The sequence below is a fragment of the Vibrio ostreae genome, from assembly GCF_019226825.1.
Lineage (GTDB): Bacteria > Pseudomonadota > Gammaproteobacteria > Enterobacterales > Vibrionaceae > Vibrio > Vibrio ostreae.
Genome location: NZ_CP076643.1, coordinates 2,890,888 through 2,909,528 on the forward strand (window position 1 = coordinate 2,890,888; position 18,641 = coordinate 2,909,528).

Genomic DNA, 18,641 nt, shown 5'->3' on the forward strand with positions numbered 1-18,641 from the left:
TTTGTTGGCAGTAAGGCTTACGCTTTGCGCTCAAGCAGTACACCCGCTTCCATGTGGTGGGTGTAAGGAAACTGGTCAAACAGGGCAAAACGGGTCACGTTGTGGGTTTGACCGAGGATATCCAAGTTCTCTTTCAGTGTTTCCGGATTGCAGGAGATGTACAGGATACGTTGGTAGCCTTGCACCATTTTACAGGTATCGACATCCATACCAGAGCGTGGCGGGTCGACAAAAATGGTGTTGCAGTTGTAGCTTTTCAGGTCCACACCGGCATCTTTCAGGCGGTTGAACTCACGTTTGCCTTCCATCGCCTGGGTAAAGTCTTCCGCCGACATGCGAATGATCTGCACGTTGTCGATGTGGTTGGCGGCAATGTTGTATTGTGCCGATTCAACAGACGGCTTGGCCAGCTCGGTTGCCAGAACACGCTCGAAGTTCTGCGCCAGAGCCAGGGAGAAGTTACCGTTACCACAGTACAGCTCCAGCAGATCACCCTGACTGTCCTGAGTACAGTCGACCGCCCATTCCAGCATTTTTTCTGCCACTTTACCGTTAGGCTGGGTAAAGCTGTTCTCTACCTGCTGATAAATGTATGGCTGGCCGTTGACGTGCAGTTTCTCCACCACATAGTCACGGTCCATCACGATTTTCATCTTACGCGCACGGCCAATCAGGTTAAGATTAAAGCCTTCATCATTCAGGCGCTGTTTCAGCTTGTCAGCCGCTGCTTTCCACTCTTCATCCAACTGACGGTGGTAAAGCAGTGAGACCAGTACTTCGCCGCTCAGGGTTGAGAGGAAATCCACCTGGAACAGTTTACGGCGCAGGGTGTCATTGTCTTTCATCGCATCAATCAGTAACGGCATCAAATCGTTAATCAGACGACTGGCGGCCGGGAACTGGTCAACGCGGTATTTTTCGCGCGTTTCCTGGTTGAACATGATGTAGTACATGTCGTCGCCTTCGTGCCAGACGCGGAATTCTGCACGCATACGGTAATACTGCTGCGGAGACTCGAACACTTCCAATTCCGGCACTTGGTAAGCCTGGAACATATCGGTCAGGCGCGAGACCTTTTCTTCCAGCTGTGCTTGGTATTGGTTCGGGTTTACATCAAGAGTCGCCATGGTTTTACCTTTTTGTGGTGCAGTGAAATAGAAAGTACTTTCAATAAAAGAGCGCAGATTTTATTCAATCCCGCGCGCTTGTCCAGTCTTGTCCCCGATTCGTTGTGTTTTGCTCTCATCACAACATCGGAATGGTTAAAAATATAGTTGAAGATAATCTCAGCTAGACAATTCATTGATGGGTGCATACTATCACGCCCAAGCTGGTGTTTTTAGCAACCTAGACGTCTAAAAACTGAAAAGGGAATCTGGTGCGAATCCAGAACTGACGCGCAGCGGTAAGAGAGAACGAAAACTCAAAGGACACTGCATAAGTGGGAAGTCGAGTAAGTAGGTGACAGTGCTCTCAAGTCCGAAGACCTGCCAGCAACTGAGCGAAGTAGTGGAATCCAGTGATGCTCAGTCGGTTTAACGCGATTTAGGACAATATAATGAATAAATCCCTTCTGGCGATGGCAGTTGCATCGCTGCTTCCTTACGCCCCTGTGTCTTTGGCGCAGGACACTGCTGCAGATGAAACTGTCGTCGTGACGGCGAACCGTTTTGCACAGACTCTGCAATCAACCACCTCACCAATTGAAGTGGTGACTCGTCAGGATATCGAACGCATTCAGGCCAACAATGTGTTGGAAGTGTTGCGAACCCTGCCTGGTGTTCAGGTTGCAGCCAACGGTGGCTATGGTCAGACACAAAGTTTGTTTGTACGCGGTACAAACTCCAGTCATGTTCTGGTTTTGATTGATGGCGTGCGTTTTGGTAGTGCGACTACAGGTACCGCTTCAATCTCAGCGATTCCATTAGTGGGTGTTGAACGTATTGAGTTTTTGCGTGGCAGCCGAGCTGCACTGTATGGCTCAGATGCGATTGGTGGTGTGATTAATATTATTACCGCCACTCAGGGCTCTGAACATCAAATCTCAGCCACAGCTGGCAGCGACAACTATTATTCAGGTCAACTGTTGACTTCTGGACAGGTAACGGACGATCTGCATATGTCATTGGGTTTATCAGGCGTTGATACTGACGGCTATTCAGTGCAAACCAGTGATCCTGATGATGATGGTTATCGCGCGAAAAGTGTTACTGCTAACGCCAACTACACCATTAACAATAACTGGGATGTCGGCTTATTGGTGATGGCGGAAGAGGGCGATGTAGAATTTGACGGCTATTATGTGCGTGGTGATGAGACCTTGTACAACATTGTGACACGTCTTAACTACCATGATGAGATATTGCAATCCCGACTGACCGCGAGCACTAATCAGGATAAGTCAAATAGCTTTACTGCTGCCTCAGATAAAAGCCTGTACCAGACCGATCGTCACGAATTCTCTTTTGATAACCAATATGCTTTGAGCAACGCGCTATCTGTCGGAGTAGGGATTAACTGGTTTAAAGATGATGTTTCTCAATCGACGGTAGGTTATGACGAAAGCTCACGTACCAACTTGGGTGTCTACCTATCATCTTTGTATCAGGCTGAACAATACAATGTTGAAGCCGCTGTGCGCAGTGACGACAACCAGCGTTATGGTCAGAATACTACCTGGCAACTGGGTGCTGGTTATAAAATCAACGACGTGTATCGGGTGACGGCAAACGCGGGGACGGCTTTTAAAGCGCCGACATTTAACCAACTTTATTACCCAGGTTATGGCAATCCAGATATTAAACCTGAAAAATCAAAGAACTATGAAGTGGGTATGACGGCCCAATACGAGTTCGCAGATTTTCGCTTCAATATATACCGTAATGAACTGACTGATATGATTGGTTCATCACCGTTGCAGAACTATGGTGAAGTGACGATTAATGGTCTTGAAGTCGGAGCGTCGTTTGAAACTGGCCCGTTACAGCACAAACTTTCGTATGATTTAACTGATGCGGAAGATAAAGAAACAGGTAACGAGTTGGCCCGTCGTGCCAAGCACAGCGCTAAGTGGAATCTGTTTTATGAGTTAGACCAGTGGTCATTCAATATGGATTACCTATTCCAAGGTAAACGTTTTGATGATTCCTCAAACGAAGATAAGCTAGCTGCTTACTCGCTAGTCGATATCTCTACCGCTTATCGATTCACGAATGGTGTTACTCTTTCCGGAAAAGTGGGTAACTTATTCGATAAAGAGTATGAGACCGCGGCCGGTTATCTGACTCCAGAGCGTAAATACTACGCGACTGTCGCGTACCAGTTCTAACCAAGTGAAGCCGCCTTCGGGCGGTTTTTGCTTTCTTGGGGATGTTCAAAATGCGGGAGCCATCATGAAAAATGTCGTGCTGAGTTGGTCAGCGGTAAAGATTACACCTTAACTCTGCTCAGATTACAGGAGAGTGCCGAACCTGAGCTATTGCCCCTTGTGGTGAGAACGGTGAATTTCATATCCTCGTGACCTGGGCTCCGGTCTTTCGCGGCCGGATTGAGCTCACGCTCACTTCTGTGCTGTGTGGTGAGCGTTTTTGTCATCAGCGTTATCTGGCGCGCATTTACCTGGATGGGCAGGAGTTGCCTAATCCGGAAGAGGGAGTATGATCAGGGCGTTTATTATCTTCCTAATGATGTGACCATCAGGGTACCACGTGTCTGATCATCCCCAATACAAAGCACTTATATTTGATTCCGGTGTCGGCGGCTTGTCGGTCTACCGTGAAATACAGGCGCGCTTGCCGCAACTCAGTTATACCTACCTGTTTGATAATGCCGCATACCCATATGGTGAACTGGCGCAGGATACACTTCTGCATCGGGTTGAAGCTTTGGTGACTGGGTTAGTCGAGCAGCAGGGGTTCGATATTGTCATTATCGCCTGTAATACTGCGAGCACCATTGTATTACCTGTTCTTCGGTCCAGATTGAATATTCCTGTGGTCGGTGTGGTACCAGCGATAAAGCCGGCATCTGTACTGGCGCATAAGGCCGTGGGCTTAATCGCAACGCCTGCGACTATTACCCGCCAGTATACTCACGATCTGATCCGTGATTTTGCATTGAATAAAAGTGTCGAGCTTTTGGGATCAACCCGGCTGGTGGATATGGCTGAAGAAAAGTTGCGAGGTCAACCTGTCGATTTGGAGGAGTTGGCCACAATCTTGAGTCCGCTTCATAATCAGATTGATGTAGCGGTATTGGGATGCACTCATTTCCCACTTATCAAGGCAGAGATCCAGACAGTGTTGGGAGAGGAGGTCATCTTGGTGGACTCCGGCCAAGCGATCGCTCGTCGGGTAGAAGAGTTATTGGAGATTAGTGCTGGTGAGCAGCAGGAGAGTGCGCACAACATCTTCTCCAGCGCACCTCCCTGGCAGGAAGATGCGTTGAATCGAACGCTGGCGCAACTCGGCTTTAGTCCTGTTCGCCCATACCCTCTTCAGGGTGTTTTGGATCATTAGCAATTCGTACTTTCAGAGTACGCTGCATATAATCCTTTTCGTTTAAAGCATCAATGGCGGTTTGCGCATGGCCAGCTGCCATTACCACAAAACCAAATCCGCGACGCTTACCTGTTCGTTTGTCTTTCATCAGACGAACTGCGAACACTTCACCATGTTGAGCAAACAGATCACGGACGTGAGATTCGTTTGCTTTATATGGCAGATTACCTACATACAAAGTTTTGGTTGCCGTTGAAGATTCATCCTGAGATTTGAATGGCGACGATGTGGAAGTAAAAAGTTTAAAGATAATTGCTGCTGCCACAACACCAAGCACAAAGCTCACGGAAGGGTGAGTTGATACCTGAGAGAAAATGATAGCGCCTAAAACAATAAGGACGACTATCCATAACATCGATTTTTTTGAGTTCATATTGGAATACTACTTTTCAGCATAAAAATAAGATGCGTGCCTAGATTAACAAAATAGACACATGAATCTTACGTATATGCTTCGTTTTTTTCCAACCAATTGCTGTGACCCCCCTCAAATGTTGGAATTTTATTCGATAAACAGCCATTTGGTGGCTTTTTAAGCGAACGGGAAATTATTTGCAAAAAGTGCTTGTCATAATTCCAGACCTCCCTATAATGCCGCCTCACCGACACGGAGTGAGACAAATATCACAAAGTGGTTAGCGGTAAAGAGTTAAGAAAGTTTGAAAATAACGATTGACTCTGAAAAAGTTTAGCGTATTATACGCACCCCTGGCAACGGCGCTTAAAGCGAAGGTTTTGCTGGTGGAAATGCTCTTTAACAATATAAACCTATCAATCTGTGTGGGCACTCGTTGATGATAATCGAAGATGATTCTAAAGAATCAACTTAGGTATCAATGAACTGAGTGACCAATTTGAATGAGCAATCATTCGAGCACAGTCAATTCATTACCATTCTGTTGGAATGGTAATAGCTTTGAATTACTAAGGTAATTTGAAGTCAGTATTCATTGAGCCGAACAAAATCTTAAATTGAAGAGTTTGATCATGGCTCAGATTGAACGCTGGCGGCAGGCCTAACACATGCAAGTCGAGCGGCAGCGACTTAACTGAACCTTCGGGGAACGTTAAGGGCGGCGAGCGGCGGACGGGTGAGTAATGCCTGGGAAATTGCCCTGATGTGGGGGATAACCATTGGAAACGATGGCTAATACCGCATGATGCCTTCGGGCCAAAGAGGGGGACCTTCGGGCCTCTCGCGTCAGGATATGCCCAGGTGGGATTAGCTAGTTGGTGAGGTAAGGGCTCACCAAGGCGACGATCCCTAGCTGGTCTGAGAGGATGATCAGCCACACTGGAACTGAGACACGGTCCAGACTCCTACGGGAGGCAGCAGTGGGGAATATTGCACAATGGGCGCAAGCCTGATGCAGCCATGCCGCGTGTATGAAGAAGGCCTTCGGGTTGTAAAGTACTTTCAGCAGTGAGGAAGACGGATGTGTTAATAGCGCATTCGTTTGACGTTAGCTGCAGAAGAAGCACCGGCTAACTCCGTGCCAGCAGCCGCGGTAATACGGAGGGTGCGAGCGTTAATCGGAATTACTGGGCGTAAAGCGCATGCAGGTGGTTTGTTAAGTCAGATGTGAAAGCCCGGGGCTCAACCTCGGAATTGCATTTGAAACTGGCAGGCTAGAGTACTGTAGAGGGGGGTAGAATTTCAGGTGTAGCGGTGAAATGCGTAGAGATCTGAAGGAATACCGGTGGCGAAGGCGGCCCCCTGGACAGATACTGACACTCAGATGCGAAAGCGTGGGGAGCAAACAGGATTAGATACCCTGGTAGTCCACGCCGTCAACGATGTCTACTTGGAGGTTGTGGCCTTGAGCCGTGGCTTTCGGAGCTAACGCGTTAAGTAGACCGCCTGGGGAGTACGGTCGCAAGATTAAAACTCAAATGAATTGACGGGGGCCCGCACAAGCGGTGGAGCATGTGGTTTAATTCGATGCAACGCGAAGAACCTTACCTACTCTTGACATCCTCAGAAGAGACTGGAGACAGTCTTGTGCCTTCGGGAACTGAGAGACAGGTGCTGCATGGCTGTCGTCAGCTCGTGTTGTGAAATGTTGGGTTAAGTCCCGCAACGAGCGCAACCCTTATCCTTGTTTGCCAGCGAGTAAAGTCGGGAACTCCAGGGAGACTGCCGGTGATAAACCGGAGGAAGGTGGGGACGACGTCAAGTCATCATGGCCCTTACGAGTAGGGCTACACACGTGCTACAATGGCGCATACAGAGGGCGGCCAACTTGCGAAAGTGAGCGAATCCCAAAAAGTGCGTCGTAGTCCGGATTGGAGTCTGCAACTCGACTCCATGAAGTCGGAATCGCTAGTAATCGTGGATCAGAATGCCACGGTGAATACGTTCCCGGGCCTTGTACACACCGCCCGTCACACCATGGGAGTGGGCTGCAAAAGAAGCAGGTAGTTTAACCTTCGGGAGGACGCTTGCCACTTTGTGGTTCATGACTGGGGTGAAGTCGTAACAAGGTAGCGCTAGGGGAACCTGGCGCTGGATCACCTCCTTATACGAATGATTATTGCGATGAGTGTTCACACAGATTGATGGTTTATACGATTTAAGAGACGATACTGGGTCTGTAGCTCAGGTGGTTAGAGCGTTCGCCTGATAAGCGAGAGGTCGGTGGTTCGAGTCCACTCAGACCCACCAATCTTCCTCCCAGGAGATTGGCACACAGTATCAACACCTGATGGGGCTATAGCTCAGCTGGGAGAGCGCCTGCCTTGCACGCAGGAGGTCAGCAGTTCGATCCTGCTTAGCTCCACCATCTTTAAGCGCATTCCTTCATAAAGAAGAAATCAGTGCTCTTAAACATGGTTCATCTCATTAGAGATATGAATCTTGCTCTTTAACAATTTGGAAAGCTGACAAAATAATCTTTTGTTTATTCATAAACGAAATATTATTTGTAAAGTTCTCAATGTATTCCGAAATGGAATACACCAACAACACATTCAAGTGTGCTTGGTAGAAGCTTGTTTAACAAGTTTCAAAATTGAGTCCGGCAAAATCGAAAAGTCTCTCGCTCATTCAAATAATGAGAGACAACGAAACCTTGGTGACTTGGTTCATCAACTCGAAACTCCTTCGGGTTGTATGGTTAAGTGACTAAGCGTACACGGTGGATGCCTTGGCAGTCAGAGGCGATGAAGGACGTACTAACTTGCGATAAGCGTAGATGAGGCAGTAAGAGCCACTTGAGTCTACGATTTCCGAATGGGGGAAACCCACCTGCATAAGCAGGTATCATTAACTGAATACATAGGTTAATGAGGCGAACCGGGGGAACTGAAACATCTAAGTACCCCGAGGAAAAGAAATCAATTGAGATTCCGAAAGTAGCGGCGAGCGAAATTGGATTAGCCCTTAAGCTTTACATGCGTCAGGTGAAGGTTCTGGAAAGGACCGCGAAACAGGGTGATAGCCCCGTAGCCGACAGCGTATGTTCAGTGAAATCGAGTAGGGCGGGACACGTGTTATCCTGTCTGAACATGGGGGGACCATCCTCCAAGGCTAAATACTCCTGACTGACCGATAGTGAACCAGTACCGTGAGGGAAAGGCGAAAAGAACCCCCTGTGAGGGGAGTGAAATAGAACCTGAAACCGTGTACGTACAAGCAGTAGGAGCACCTTCGTGGTGTGACTGCGTACCTTTTGTATAATGGGTCAGCGACTTATATTCAGTGGCAAGGTTAACCATTTAGGGGAGCCGTAGGGAAACCGAGTCTTAACTGGGCGTTCAGTCTCTGGATATAGACCCGAAACCGAGTGATCTAGCCATGGGCAGGTTGAAGATTGAGTAACATCAATTGGAGGACCGAACCGACTAATGTTGAAAAATTAGCGGATGACTTGTGGCTAGGGGTGAAAGGCCAATCAAACTCGGAGATAGCTGGTTCTCCCCGAAAGCTATTTAGGTAGCGCCTCGGACGAATACTACTGGGGGTAGAGCACTGTTAAGGCTAGGGGGTCATCCCGACTTACCAACCCTTTGCAAACTCCGAATACCAGTAAGTACTATCCGGGAGACACACGGCGGGTGCTAACGTCCGTCGTGGAGAGGGAAACAACCCAGACCGCCAGCTAAGGTCCCAAATTACAGCTAAGTGGGAAACGATGTGGGAAGGCTCAGACAGCTAGGATGTTGGCTTAGAAGCAGCCATCATTTAAAGAAAGCGTAATAGCTCACTAGTCGAGTCGGCCTGCGCGGAAGATGTAACGGGGCTAAGCTGTAAACCGAAGCTGCGGCAATGCGATTTATCGCATTGGGTAGGGGAGCGTTCTGTAAGCCGTTGAAGGTGTGCTGTAAGGCATGCTGGAGGTATCAGAAGTGCGAATGCTGACATGAGTAACGATAAAGGGGGTGAAAAACCTCCTCGCCGGAAGACCAAGGGTTCCTGTCCAACGTTAATCGGGGCAGGGTAAGTCGACCCCTAAGGCGAGGCCGAAAGGCGTAGTCGATGGGAAACGGGTTAATATTCCCGTACTTCTTACAATTGCGATGGGGGGGACGGAGAAGGCTAGGTGGGCCTGGCGACGGTTGTCCAGGTTCAAGTGCGTAGGCTTGAGGGTTAGGTAAATCCGGCTCTCTGTAAGGCTGAGACACGATGTCGAGTCACTACGGTGATGAAGTCATTGATGCCATGCTTCCAGGAAAAGCCTCTAAGCTTCAGATTGTAAGGAATCGTACCCCAAACCGACACAGGTGGTCGGGTAGAGAATACCAAGGCGCTTGAGAGAACTCGGGTGAAGGAACTAGGCAAAATGGTACCGTAACTTCGGGAGAAGGTACGCTTCTGACGGTGAAGTCCCTCGCGGATGGAGCTATTGGAAGTCGCAGATACCAGGTGGCTGCAACTGTTTATTAAAAACACAGCACTGTGCAAAATCGTAAGATGACGTATACGGTGTGACGCCTGCCCGGTGCCGGAAGGTTAATTGATGGGGTTAGACTTCGGTCGACGCTCTTGATCGAAGCCCCGGTAAACGGCGGCCGTAACTATAACGGTCCTAAGGTAGCGAAATTCCTTGTCGGGTAAGTTCCGACCTGCACGAATGGCGTAATGATGGCCACGCTGTCTCCACCCGAGACTCAGTGAAATTGAAATCGCTGTGAAGATGCAGTGTACCCGCGGCTAGACGGAAAGACCCCGTGAACCTTTACTACAGCTTGGCACTGAACATTGAACCTACATGTGTAGGATAGGTGGGAGGCTTTGAAGACGTGACGCCAGTTGCGTTGGAGCCGTCCTTGAAATACCACCCTTGTATGTTTGATGTTCTAACTCTGGACCGTTATCCGGTTCGAGGACAGTGCCTGGTGGGTAGTTTGACTGGGGCGGTCTCCTCCCAAAGAGTAACGGAGGAGCACGAAGGTGGGCTAATCACGGTTGGACATCGTGAGGTTAGTGCAATGGCATAAGCCCGCTTGACTGCGAGAATGACAATTCGAGCAGGTGCGAAAGCAGGTCATAGTGATCCGGTGGTTCTGAATGGAAGGGCCATCGCTCAACGGATAAAAGGTACTCCGGGGATAACAGGCTGATACCGCCCAAGAGTTCATATCGACGGCGGTGTTTGGCACCTCGATGTCGGCTCATCACATCCTGGGGCTGAAGTCGGTCCCAAGGGTATGGCTGTTCGCCATTTAAAGTGGTACGCGAGCTGGGTTTAGAACGTCGTGAGACAGTTCGGTCCCTATCTGCCGTGGGCGTTGGAAGATTGAAGGGGGCTGCTCCTAGTACGAGAGGACCGGAGTGGACGAACCTCTGGTGTTCGGGTTGTGTCGCCAGACGCATTGCCCGGTAGCTAAGTTCGGAATCGATAACCGCTGAAAGCATCTAAGCGGGAAGCGAGCCCTGAGATGAGTCTTCCCTGACACTTTAAGTGTCCTAAAGGGTTGTTCGAGACTAGAACGTTGATAGGCAGGGTGTGTAAGCGTTGTGAGGCGTTGAGCTAACCTGTACTAATTGCCCGTGAGGCTTAACCATACAACACCCAAGGGGTTTTGATTGGACTCAATGACCAGTACATTGAATGTGTAATGAGAACGAAAACAGCTTTCCAATCTTTTGTCTTCACTTTTAAAAAAGTGAAAATAAAAGGTAATTATCGCTTACAGCGGTAGTTAAACAGAATTTTGCTTGGCGACCATAGCGTTTTGGACCCACCTGACTCCATTCCGAACTCAGAAGTGAAACGAAACAGCGTCGATGGTAGTGTGGGGCCTCCCCATGTGAGAGTAGAACATCGCCAGGCTCTTATTTTTGTCTTCAGATTTTAGAAAATCTGAAAGCAAAACGGCGCACTTGTCTACTAAGCAGACAAGTCACCATAAAGCTTTTAAAAAACTTAAAGTTTTATGTTGACTTTCACGGTGCACAGCGTAATATACGCGTCCTGCCCAGGTGTTAAGGCACTGAAAGCAAAGCTCTTTAACAATATAAACCTATCAATCTGTGTGGGCACTCGTTGATGATAATCGAAGATGATTCTAAAGAATCAACTTAGGTATCAATGAACTGAGTGACCAATTTGAATGAGCAATCATTCGAGCACAGTCAATTCATTACCATTCTGTTGGAATGGTAATAGCTTTGAATTACTAAGGTAATTTGAAGTCAGTATTCATTGAGCCGAACAAAATCTTAAATTGAAGAGTTTGATCATGGCTCAGATTGAACGCTGGCGGCAGGCCTAACACATGCAAGTCGAGCGGCAGCGACTTAACTGAACCTTCGGGGAACGTTAAGGGCGGCGAGCGGCGGACGGGTGAGTAATGCCTGGGAAATTGCCCTGATGTGGGGGATAACCATTGGAAACGATGGCTAATACCGCATGATGCCTTCGGGCCAAAGAGGGGGACCTTCGGGCCTCTCGCGTCAGGATATGCCCAGGTGGGATTAGCTAGTTGGTGAGGTAAGGGCTCACCAAGGCGACGATCCCTAGCTGGTCTGAGAGGATGATCAGCCACACTGGAACTGAGACACGGTCCAGACTCCTACGGGAGGCAGCAGTGGGGAATATTGCACAATGGGCGCAAGCCTGATGCAGCCATGCCGCGTGTATGAAGAAGGCCTTCGGGTTGTAAAGTACTTTCAGCAGTGAGGAAGGCGGATGTGTTAATAGCGCATTCGTTTGACGTTAGCTGCAGAAGAAGCACCGGCTAACTCCGTGCCAGCAGCCGCGGTAATACGGAGGGTGCGAGCGTTAATCGGAATTACTGGGCGTAAAGCGCATGCAGGTGGTTTGTTAAGTCAGATGTGAAAGCCCGGGGCTCAACCTCGGAATTGCATTTGAAACTGGCAGGCTAGAGTACTGTAGAGGGGGGGTAGAATTTCAGGTGTAGCGGTGAAATGCGTAGAGATCTGAAGGAATACCGGTGGCGAAGGCGGCCCCCTGGACAGATACTGACACTCAGATGCGAAAGCGTGGGGAGCAAACAGGATTAGATACCCTGGTAGTCCACGCCGTCAACGATGTCTACTTGGAGGTTGTGGCCTTGAGCCGTGGCTTTCGGAGCTAACGCGTTAAGTAGACCGCCTGGGGAGTACGGTCGCAAGATTAAAACTCAAATGAATTGACGGGGGCCCGCACAAGCGGTGGAGCATGTGGTTTAATTCGATGCAACGCGAAGAACCTTACCTACTCTTGACATCCTCAGAAGAGACTGGAGACAGTCTTGTGCCTTCGGGAACTGAGAGACAGGTGCTGCATGGCTGTCGTCAGCTCGTGTTGTGAAATGTTGGGTTAAGTCCCGCAACGAGCGCAACCCTTATCCTTGTTTGCCAGCGAGTAAAGTCGGGAACTCCAGGGAGACTGCCGGTGATAAACCGGAGGAAGGTGGGGACGACGTCAAGTCATCATGGCCCTTACGAGTAGGGCTACACACGTGCTACAATGGCGCATACAGAGGGCGGCCAACTTGCGAGAGTGAGCGAATCCCAAAAAGTGCGTCGTAGTCCGGATTGGAGTCTGCAACTCGACTCCATGAAGTCGGAATCGCTAGTAATCGTGGATCAGAATGCCACGGTGAATACGTTCCCGGGCCTTGTACACACCGCCCGTCACACCATGGGAGTGGGCTGCAAAAGAAGCAGGTAGTTTAACCTTCGGGAGGACGCTTGCCACTTTGTGGTTCATGACTGGGGTGAAGTCGTAACAAGGTAGCGCTAGGGGAACCTGGCGCTGGATCACCTCCTTATACGAATGATTATTGCGATGAGTGTTCACACAGATTGATACGGTTTAGATAAAGAAGAGTATCTTAGTGTCCCGTTCGTCTAGAGGCCTAGGACACCGCCCTTTCACGGCGGTAACAGGGGTTCGACTCCCCTACGGGATACCATTTCCTTGTGAAATAAAAGGGGTCGTTAGCTCAGTTGGTAGAGCAGTTGACTTTTAATCAATTGGTCGCAGGTTCGAATCCTGCACGACCCACCATTCCTTCCATGGGAATTAAAATAAGATGGGCGATTAGCTCAGTTGGGAGAGCACCTGCCTTACAAGCAGGGGGTCACTGGTTCGAACCCGGTATCGCCCACCACTCTCTAAGTATTTTTGGATTTCAAATTCCAAACCACTTCAGTAAAACGTACGTGGTTCGGATTTCTGACGCTGAGAATCTTTAGAAAGTGCCAAACAGGTACTCTGTTTCGAAAGAAACAACGCTCTTTAACAATTTGGAAAGCTGACAAAATAATCTTTTGTTTATTCGTAAACGAAACATTATTTGTAAAGTTCTCAATGTATTCCGAAATGGAATACACCAACAACACATTCAAGTGTGCTTGGTAGAAGCTTGTTTAACAAGTTTCAAAATTGAGTCCGGCAAAATCGAAAAGTCTCTCGCTCATTCAAATAATGAGAGACAACGAAACCTTGGTGACTTGGTTCATCAACTCGAAACTCCTTCGGGTTGTATGGTTAAGTGACTAAGCGTACACGGTGGATGCCTTGGCAGTCAGAGGCGATGAAGGACGTACTAACTTGCGATAAGCGTAGATGAGGCAGTAAGAGCCACTTGAGTCTACGATTTCCGAATGGGGGAAACCCACCTGCATAAGCAGGTATCATTAACTGAATACATAGGTTAATGAGGCGAACCGGGGGAACTGAAACATCTAAGTACCCCGAGGAAAAGAAATCAATTGAGATTCCGAAAGTAGCGGCGAGCGAAATTGGATTAGCCCTTAAGCTTTACATGCGTCAGGTGAAGGTTCTGGAAAGGACCGCGAAACAGGGTGATAGCCCCGTAGCCGACAGCGTATGTTCAGTGAAATCGAGTAGGGCGGGACACGTGTTATCCTGTCTGAACATGGGGGGACCATCCTCCAAGGCTAAATACTCCTGACTGACCGATAGTGAACCAGTACCGTGAGGGAAAGGCGAAAAGAACCCCTGTGAGGGGAGTGAAATAGAACCTGAAACCGTGTACGTACAAGCAGTAGGAGCACCTTCGTGGTGTGACTGCGTACCTTTTGTATAATGGGTCAGCGACTTATATTCAGTGGCAAGGTTAACCATTTAGGGGAGCCGTAGGGAAACCGAGTCTTAACTGGGCGTTCAGTCTCTGGATATAGACCCGAAACCGAGTGATCTAGCCATGGGCAGGTTGAAGATTGAGTAACATCAATTGGAGGACCGAACCGACTAATGTTGAAAAATTAGCGGATGACTTGTGGCTAGGGGTGAAAGGCCAATCAAACTCGGAGATAGCTGGTTCTCCCCGAAAGCTATTTAGGTAGCGCCTCGGACGAATACTACTGGGGGTAGAGCACTGTTAAGGCTAGGGGGTCATCCCGACTTACCAACCCTTTGCAAACTCCGAATACCAGTAAGTACTATCCGGGAGACACACGGCGGGTGCTAACGTCCGTCGTGGAGAGGGAAACAACCCAGACCGCCAGCTAAGGTCCCAAATTACAGCTAAGTGGGAAACGATGTGGGAAGGCTCAGACAGCTAGGATGTTGGCTTAGAAGCAGCCATCATTTAAAGAAAGCGTAATAGCTCACTAGTCGAGTCGGCCTGCGCGGAAGATGTAACGGGGCTAAGCTGTAAACCGAAGCTGCGGCAATGCGATTTATCGCATTGGGTAGGGGAGCGTTCTGTAAGCCGTTGAAGGTGTGCTGTAAGGCATGCTGGAGGTATCAGAAGTGCGAATGCTGACATGAGTAACGATAAAGGGGGTGAAAAACCTCCTCGCCGGAAGACCAAGGGTTCCTGTCCAACGTTAATCGGGGCAGGGTAAGTCGACCCCTAAGGCGAGGCCGAAAGGCGTAGTCGATGGGAAACGGGTTAATATTCCCGTACTTCTTACAATTGCGATGGGGGGACGGAGAAGGCTAGGTGGGCCTGGCGACGGTTGTCCAGGTTCAAGTGCGTAGGCTTGAGAGTTAGGTAAATCCGGCTCTCTGTAAGGCTGAGACACGACGTCGAGCTACTACGGTAGTGAAGTCATTGATGCCATGCTTCCAGGAAAAGCCTCTAAGCTTCAGATTGTAAGGAATCGTACCCCAAACCGACACAGGTGGTCGGGTAGAGAATACCAAGGCGCTTGAGAGAACTCGGGTGAAGGAACTAGGCAAAATGGTACCGTAACTTCGGGAGAAGGTACGCTTCTGACGGTGAAGTCCCTTGCGGATGGAGCTATTGGAAGTCGCAGATACCAGGTGGCTGCAACTGTTTATTAAAAACACAGCACTGTGCAAAATCGTAAGATGACGTATACGGTGTGACGCCTGCCCGGTGCCGGAAGGTTAATTGATGGGGTTAGACTTCGGTCGACGCTCTTGATCGAAGCCCCGGTAAACGGCGGCCGTAACTATAACGGTCCTAAGGTAGCGAAATTCCTTGTCGGGTAAGTTCCGACCTGCACGAATGGCGTAATGATGGCCACGCTGTCTCCACCCGAGACTCAGTGAAATTGAAATCGCTGTGAAGATGCAGTGTACCCGCGGCTAGACGGAAAGACCCCGTGAACCTTTACTACAGCTTGGCACTGAACATTGAACCTACATGTGTAGGATAGGTGGGAGGCTTTGAAGACGTGACGCCAGTTGCGTTGGAGCCGTCCTTGAAATACCACCCTTGTATGTTTGATGTTCTAACTCTGGACCGTTATCCGGTTCGAGGACAGTGCCTGGTGGGTAGTTTGACTGGGGCGGTCTCCTCCCAAAGAGTAACGGAGGAGCACGAAGGTGGGCTAATCACGGTTGGACATCGTGAGGTTAGTGCAATGGCATAAGCCCGCTTGACTGCGAGAATGACAATTCGAGCAGGTGCGAAAGCAGGTCATAGTGATCCGGTGGTTCTGAATGGAAGGGCCATCGCTCAACGGATAAAAGGTACTCCGGGGATAACAGGCTGATACCGCCCAAGAGTTCATATCGACGGCGGTGTTTGGCACCTCGATGTCGGCTCATCACATCCTGGGGCTGAAGTCGGTCCCAAGGGTATGGCTGTTCGCCATTTAAAGTGGTACGCGAGCTGGGTTTAGAACGTCGTGAGACAGTTCGGTCCCTATCTGCCGTGGGCGTTGGAAGATTGAAGGGGGCTGCTCCTAGTACGAGAGGACCGGAGTGGACGAACCTCTGGTGTTCGGGTTGTGTCGCCAGACGCATTGCCCGGTAGCTAAGTTCGGAATCGATAACCGCTGAAAGCATCTAAGCGGGAAGCGAGCCCTGAGATGAGTCTTCCCTGATACTTTAAGTATCCTAAAGGGTTGTTCGAGACTAGAACGTTGATAGGCAGGGTGTGTAAGCGTTGTGAGGCGTTGAGCTAACCTGTACTAATTGCCCGTGAGGCTTAACCATACAACACCCAAGGGGTTTTGATTGGACTCAATGACCAGTACATTGAATGTGTAAAGAGAACGAAAACAGCTTTCCGAATTTTGGAATTGAATTTATTAACTACATCCATGTAGTTAACCCTTCGGGCCGCACTAAAGTGCGTTAAATTTTGTTCCTGACAAAATTTTGCTTGGCGACCATAGCGTTTTGGACCCACCTGATTCCATTCCGAACTCAGAAGTGAAACGAAACAGCGTCGATGGTAGTGTGGGGCCTCCCCATGTGAGAGTAGAACATCGCCAGGCTCATATTTGTACTTGTCTAGTAATTAGACAAGTCACCATAAAGCTTTTAAAAAACTTAAAGTTTTATGTTGACTTTCACGGTGCACAGCGTAATATACGCGTCCTGCCCAGGTGCTAAGGCACTGAAAGCCTTCTCTTTTTAGAGAAATGCTCTTTAACAATATAAACCTATCAATCTGTGTGGGCACTCGTTGATGATAATCGAAGATGATTCTAAAGAATCAACTTAGGTATCAATGAACTGAGTGACCAATTTGAATGAGCAATCATTCGAGCACAGTCAATTCATTACCATTCTGTTGGAATGGTAATAGCTTTGAATTACTAAGGTAATTTGAAGTCAGTATTCATTGAGCCGAACAAAATCTTAAATTGAAGAGTTTGATCATGGCTCAGATTGAACGCTGGCGGCAGGCCTAACACATGCAAGTCGAGCGGCAGCGACTTAACTGAACCTTCGGGGAACGTTAAGGGCGGCGAGCGGCGGACGGGTGAGTAATGCCTGGGAAATTGCCCTGATGTGGGGGATAACCATTGGAAACGATGGCTAATACCGCATGATGCCTTCGGGCCAAAGAGGGGGACCTTCGGGCCTCTCGCGTCAGGATATGCCCAGGTGGGATTAGCTAGTTGGTGAGGTAAGGGCTCACCAAGGCGACGATCCCTAGCTGGTCTGAGAGGATGATCAGCCACACTGGAACTGAGACACGGTCCAGACTCCTACGGGAGGCAGCAGTGGGGAATATTGCACAATGGGCGCAAGCCTGATGCAGCCATGCCGCGTGTATGAAGAAGGCCTTCGGGTTGTAAAGTACTTTCAGCAGTGAGGAAGGCGGATGTGTTAATAGCGCATTCGTTTGACGTTAGCTGCAGAAGAAGCACCGGCTAACTCCGTGCCAGCAGCCGCGGTAATACGGAGGGTGCGAGCGTTAATCGGAATTACTGGGCGTAAAGCGCATGCAGGTGGTTTGTTAAGTCAGATGTGAAAGCCCGGGGCTCAACCTCGGAATTGCATTTGAAACTGGCAGGCTAGAGTACTGTAGAGGGGGGTAGAATTTCAGGTGTAGCGGTGAAATGCGTAGAGATCTGAAGGAATACCGGTGGCGAAGGCGGCCCCCTGGACAGATACTGACACTCAGATGCGAAAGCGTGGGGAGCAAACAGGATTAGATACCCTGGTAGTCCACGCCGTCAACGATGTCTACTTGGAGGTTGTGGCCTTGAGCCGTGGCTTTCGGAGCTAACGCGTTAAGTAGACCGCCTGGGGAGTACGGTCGCAAGATTAAAACTCAAATGAATTGACGGGGGCCCGCACAAGCGGTGGAGCATGTGGTTTAATTCGATGCAACGCGAAGAACCTTACCTACTCTTGACATCCTCAGAAGAGACTGGAGACAGTCTTGTGCCTTCGGGAACTGAGAGACAGGTGCTGCATGGCTGTCGTCAGCTCGTGTTGTGAAATGTTGGGTTAAGTCCCGCAACGAGCGCAACCCTTATCCTTGTTTGCCAGCGAGTAAAGTCGGGAACTCCAGGGAGACTGCCGGTGATAAACCGGAGGAAGGTGGGGACGACGTCAAGTCATCATGGCCCTTACGAGTAGGGCTACACACGTGCTACAATGGCGCATACAGAGGGCGGCCAACTTGCGAAAGTGAGCGAATCCCAAAAAGTGCGTCGTAGTCCGGATTGGAGTCTGCAACTCGACTCCATGAAGTCGGAATCGCTAGTAATCGTGGATCAGAATGCCACGGTGAATACGTTCCCGGGCCTTGTACACACCGCCCGTCACACCATGGGAGTGGGCTGCAAAAGAAGCAGGTAGTTTAACCTTCGGGAGGACGCTTGCCACTTTGTGGTTCATGACTGGGGTGAAGTCGTAACAAGGTAGCGCTAGGGGAACCTGGCGCTGGATCACCTCCTTATACGAATGATTATTGCGATGAGTGTTCACACAGATTGATGGTTTA

At 49.4% G+C, this 18,641-nt stretch carries 4 protein-coding genes, 5 tRNA genes, 7 rRNA genes, 1 pseudogene and 1 riboswitch; of the genes and pseudogenes, 15 read left to right on the plus strand and 2 right to left on the minus strand.

Going from position 1 to position 18,641, the window contains the following annotated elements; translation table 11 throughout:
- Nucleotides 1-17: 17 nt before the first annotated feature.
- The gene (gene trmA / locus KNV97_RS19455) at nucleotides 18-1,127 is read right to left on the minus strand and encodes a tRNA (uridine(54)-C5)-methyltransferase TrmA (protein WP_218562609.1); all 1,110 of its coding nucleotides are present in this window, start codon (nucleotides 1,125-1,127) and stop codon (nucleotides 18-20) included.
- A 187-nt stretch (nucleotides 1,128-1,314) separates the two neighbouring features.
- Nucleotides 1,315-1,509: riboswitch (cobalamin riboswitch) on the plus strand.
- A gap of 49 nt (nucleotides 1,510-1,558) precedes the next feature.
- Between trmA and KNV97_RS19460 the strand changes: the two genes are divergently transcribed.
- From KNV97_RS19460 to murI, 3 genes and pseudogenes are all read left to right on the plus strand, one after another.
- Nucleotides 1,559-3,328, plus strand: a complete 1,770-nt coding sequence (locus KNV97_RS19460) for a TonB-dependent receptor domain-containing protein (RefSeq protein WP_218562610.1) — start codon at nucleotides 1,559-1,561, stop codon at nucleotides 3,326-3,328.
- A gap of 149 nt (nucleotides 3,329-3,477) precedes the next feature.
- Nucleotides 3,478-3,660 (plus strand): annotated as a pseudogene (locus tag KNV97_RS19465) (Dph6-related ATP pyrophosphatase); the annotation flags it as partial.
- 47 nt (nucleotides 3,661-3,707) lie between these two features.
- The gene (gene murI / locus KNV97_RS19470; protein ID WP_218562611.1) at nucleotides 3,708-4,517 is read left to right on the plus strand and encodes a glutamate racemase; all 810 of its coding nucleotides are present in this window, start codon (nucleotides 3,708-3,710) and stop codon (nucleotides 4,515-4,517) included.
- Here murI and KNV97_RS19475 read toward each other — a convergent pair.
- Nucleotides 4,471-4,932, minus strand: coding sequence for an RNA recognition motif domain-containing protein (locus KNV97_RS19475; protein WP_136487359.1), 462 nt, complete (start codon nucleotides 4,930-4,932; stop codon nucleotides 4,471-4,473). The two genes, murI and KNV97_RS19475, sit on opposite strands and share 47 nt — an antisense overlap.
- Before the next feature lie 596 nt (nucleotides 4,933-5,528).
- On the opposite strand from KNV97_RS19475, the gene KNV97_RS19480 reads away from it, so the two are divergent.
- From KNV97_RS19480 to KNV97_RS19535, 12 genes are all read left to right on the plus strand, one after another.
- Nucleotides 5,529-7,081: ribosomal RNA gene (locus KNV97_RS19480) — 16S ribosomal RNA — on the plus strand.
- A gap of 66 nt (nucleotides 7,082-7,147) precedes the next feature.
- Nucleotides 7,148-7,224: transfer RNA gene (locus tag KNV97_RS19485), tRNA-Ile, on the plus strand.
- Between the two features lie 42 nt (nucleotides 7,225-7,266).
- Nucleotides 7,267-7,342: transfer RNA gene (locus KNV97_RS19490), tRNA-Ala, on the plus strand.
- A 331-nt stretch (nucleotides 7,343-7,673) separates the two neighbouring features.
- Nucleotides 7,674-10,566: ribosomal RNA gene (locus KNV97_RS19495) — 23S ribosomal RNA — on the plus strand.
- Nucleotides 10,567-10,718: 152 nt separating this feature from the next.
- Nucleotides 10,719-10,834 (plus strand): 5S ribosomal RNA (gene rrf / locus KNV97_RS19500).
- Between the two features lie 391 nt (nucleotides 10,835-11,225).
- Nucleotides 11,226-12,779, plus strand: a 16S ribosomal RNA gene (locus KNV97_RS19505).
- Between the two features lie 68 nt (nucleotides 12,780-12,847).
- Nucleotides 12,848-12,923: transfer RNA gene (locus tag KNV97_RS19510), tRNA-Glu, on the plus strand.
- Between the two features lie 19 nt (nucleotides 12,924-12,942).
- Nucleotides 12,943-13,018 (plus strand) — tRNA-Lys (locus KNV97_RS19515).
- A gap of 27 nt (nucleotides 13,019-13,045) precedes the next feature.
- Nucleotides 13,046-13,121, plus strand: a tRNA-Val gene (locus tag KNV97_RS19520).
- Nucleotides 13,122-13,499: 378 nt separating this feature from the next.
- Nucleotides 13,500-16,390, plus strand: a 23S ribosomal RNA gene (locus KNV97_RS19525).
- A 168-nt stretch (nucleotides 16,391-16,558) separates the two neighbouring features.
- Nucleotides 16,559-16,674, plus strand: a 5S ribosomal RNA gene (gene rrf, locus KNV97_RS19530).
- A 369-nt stretch (nucleotides 16,675-17,043) separates the two neighbouring features.
- Nucleotides 17,044-18,596, plus strand: a 16S ribosomal RNA gene (locus tag KNV97_RS19535).
- The 16S, 23S and 5S rRNA genes sit together here with 5 tRNA genes alongside, the layout of an rRNA operon.
- Nucleotides 18,597-18,641: the final 45 nt, after the last annotated feature.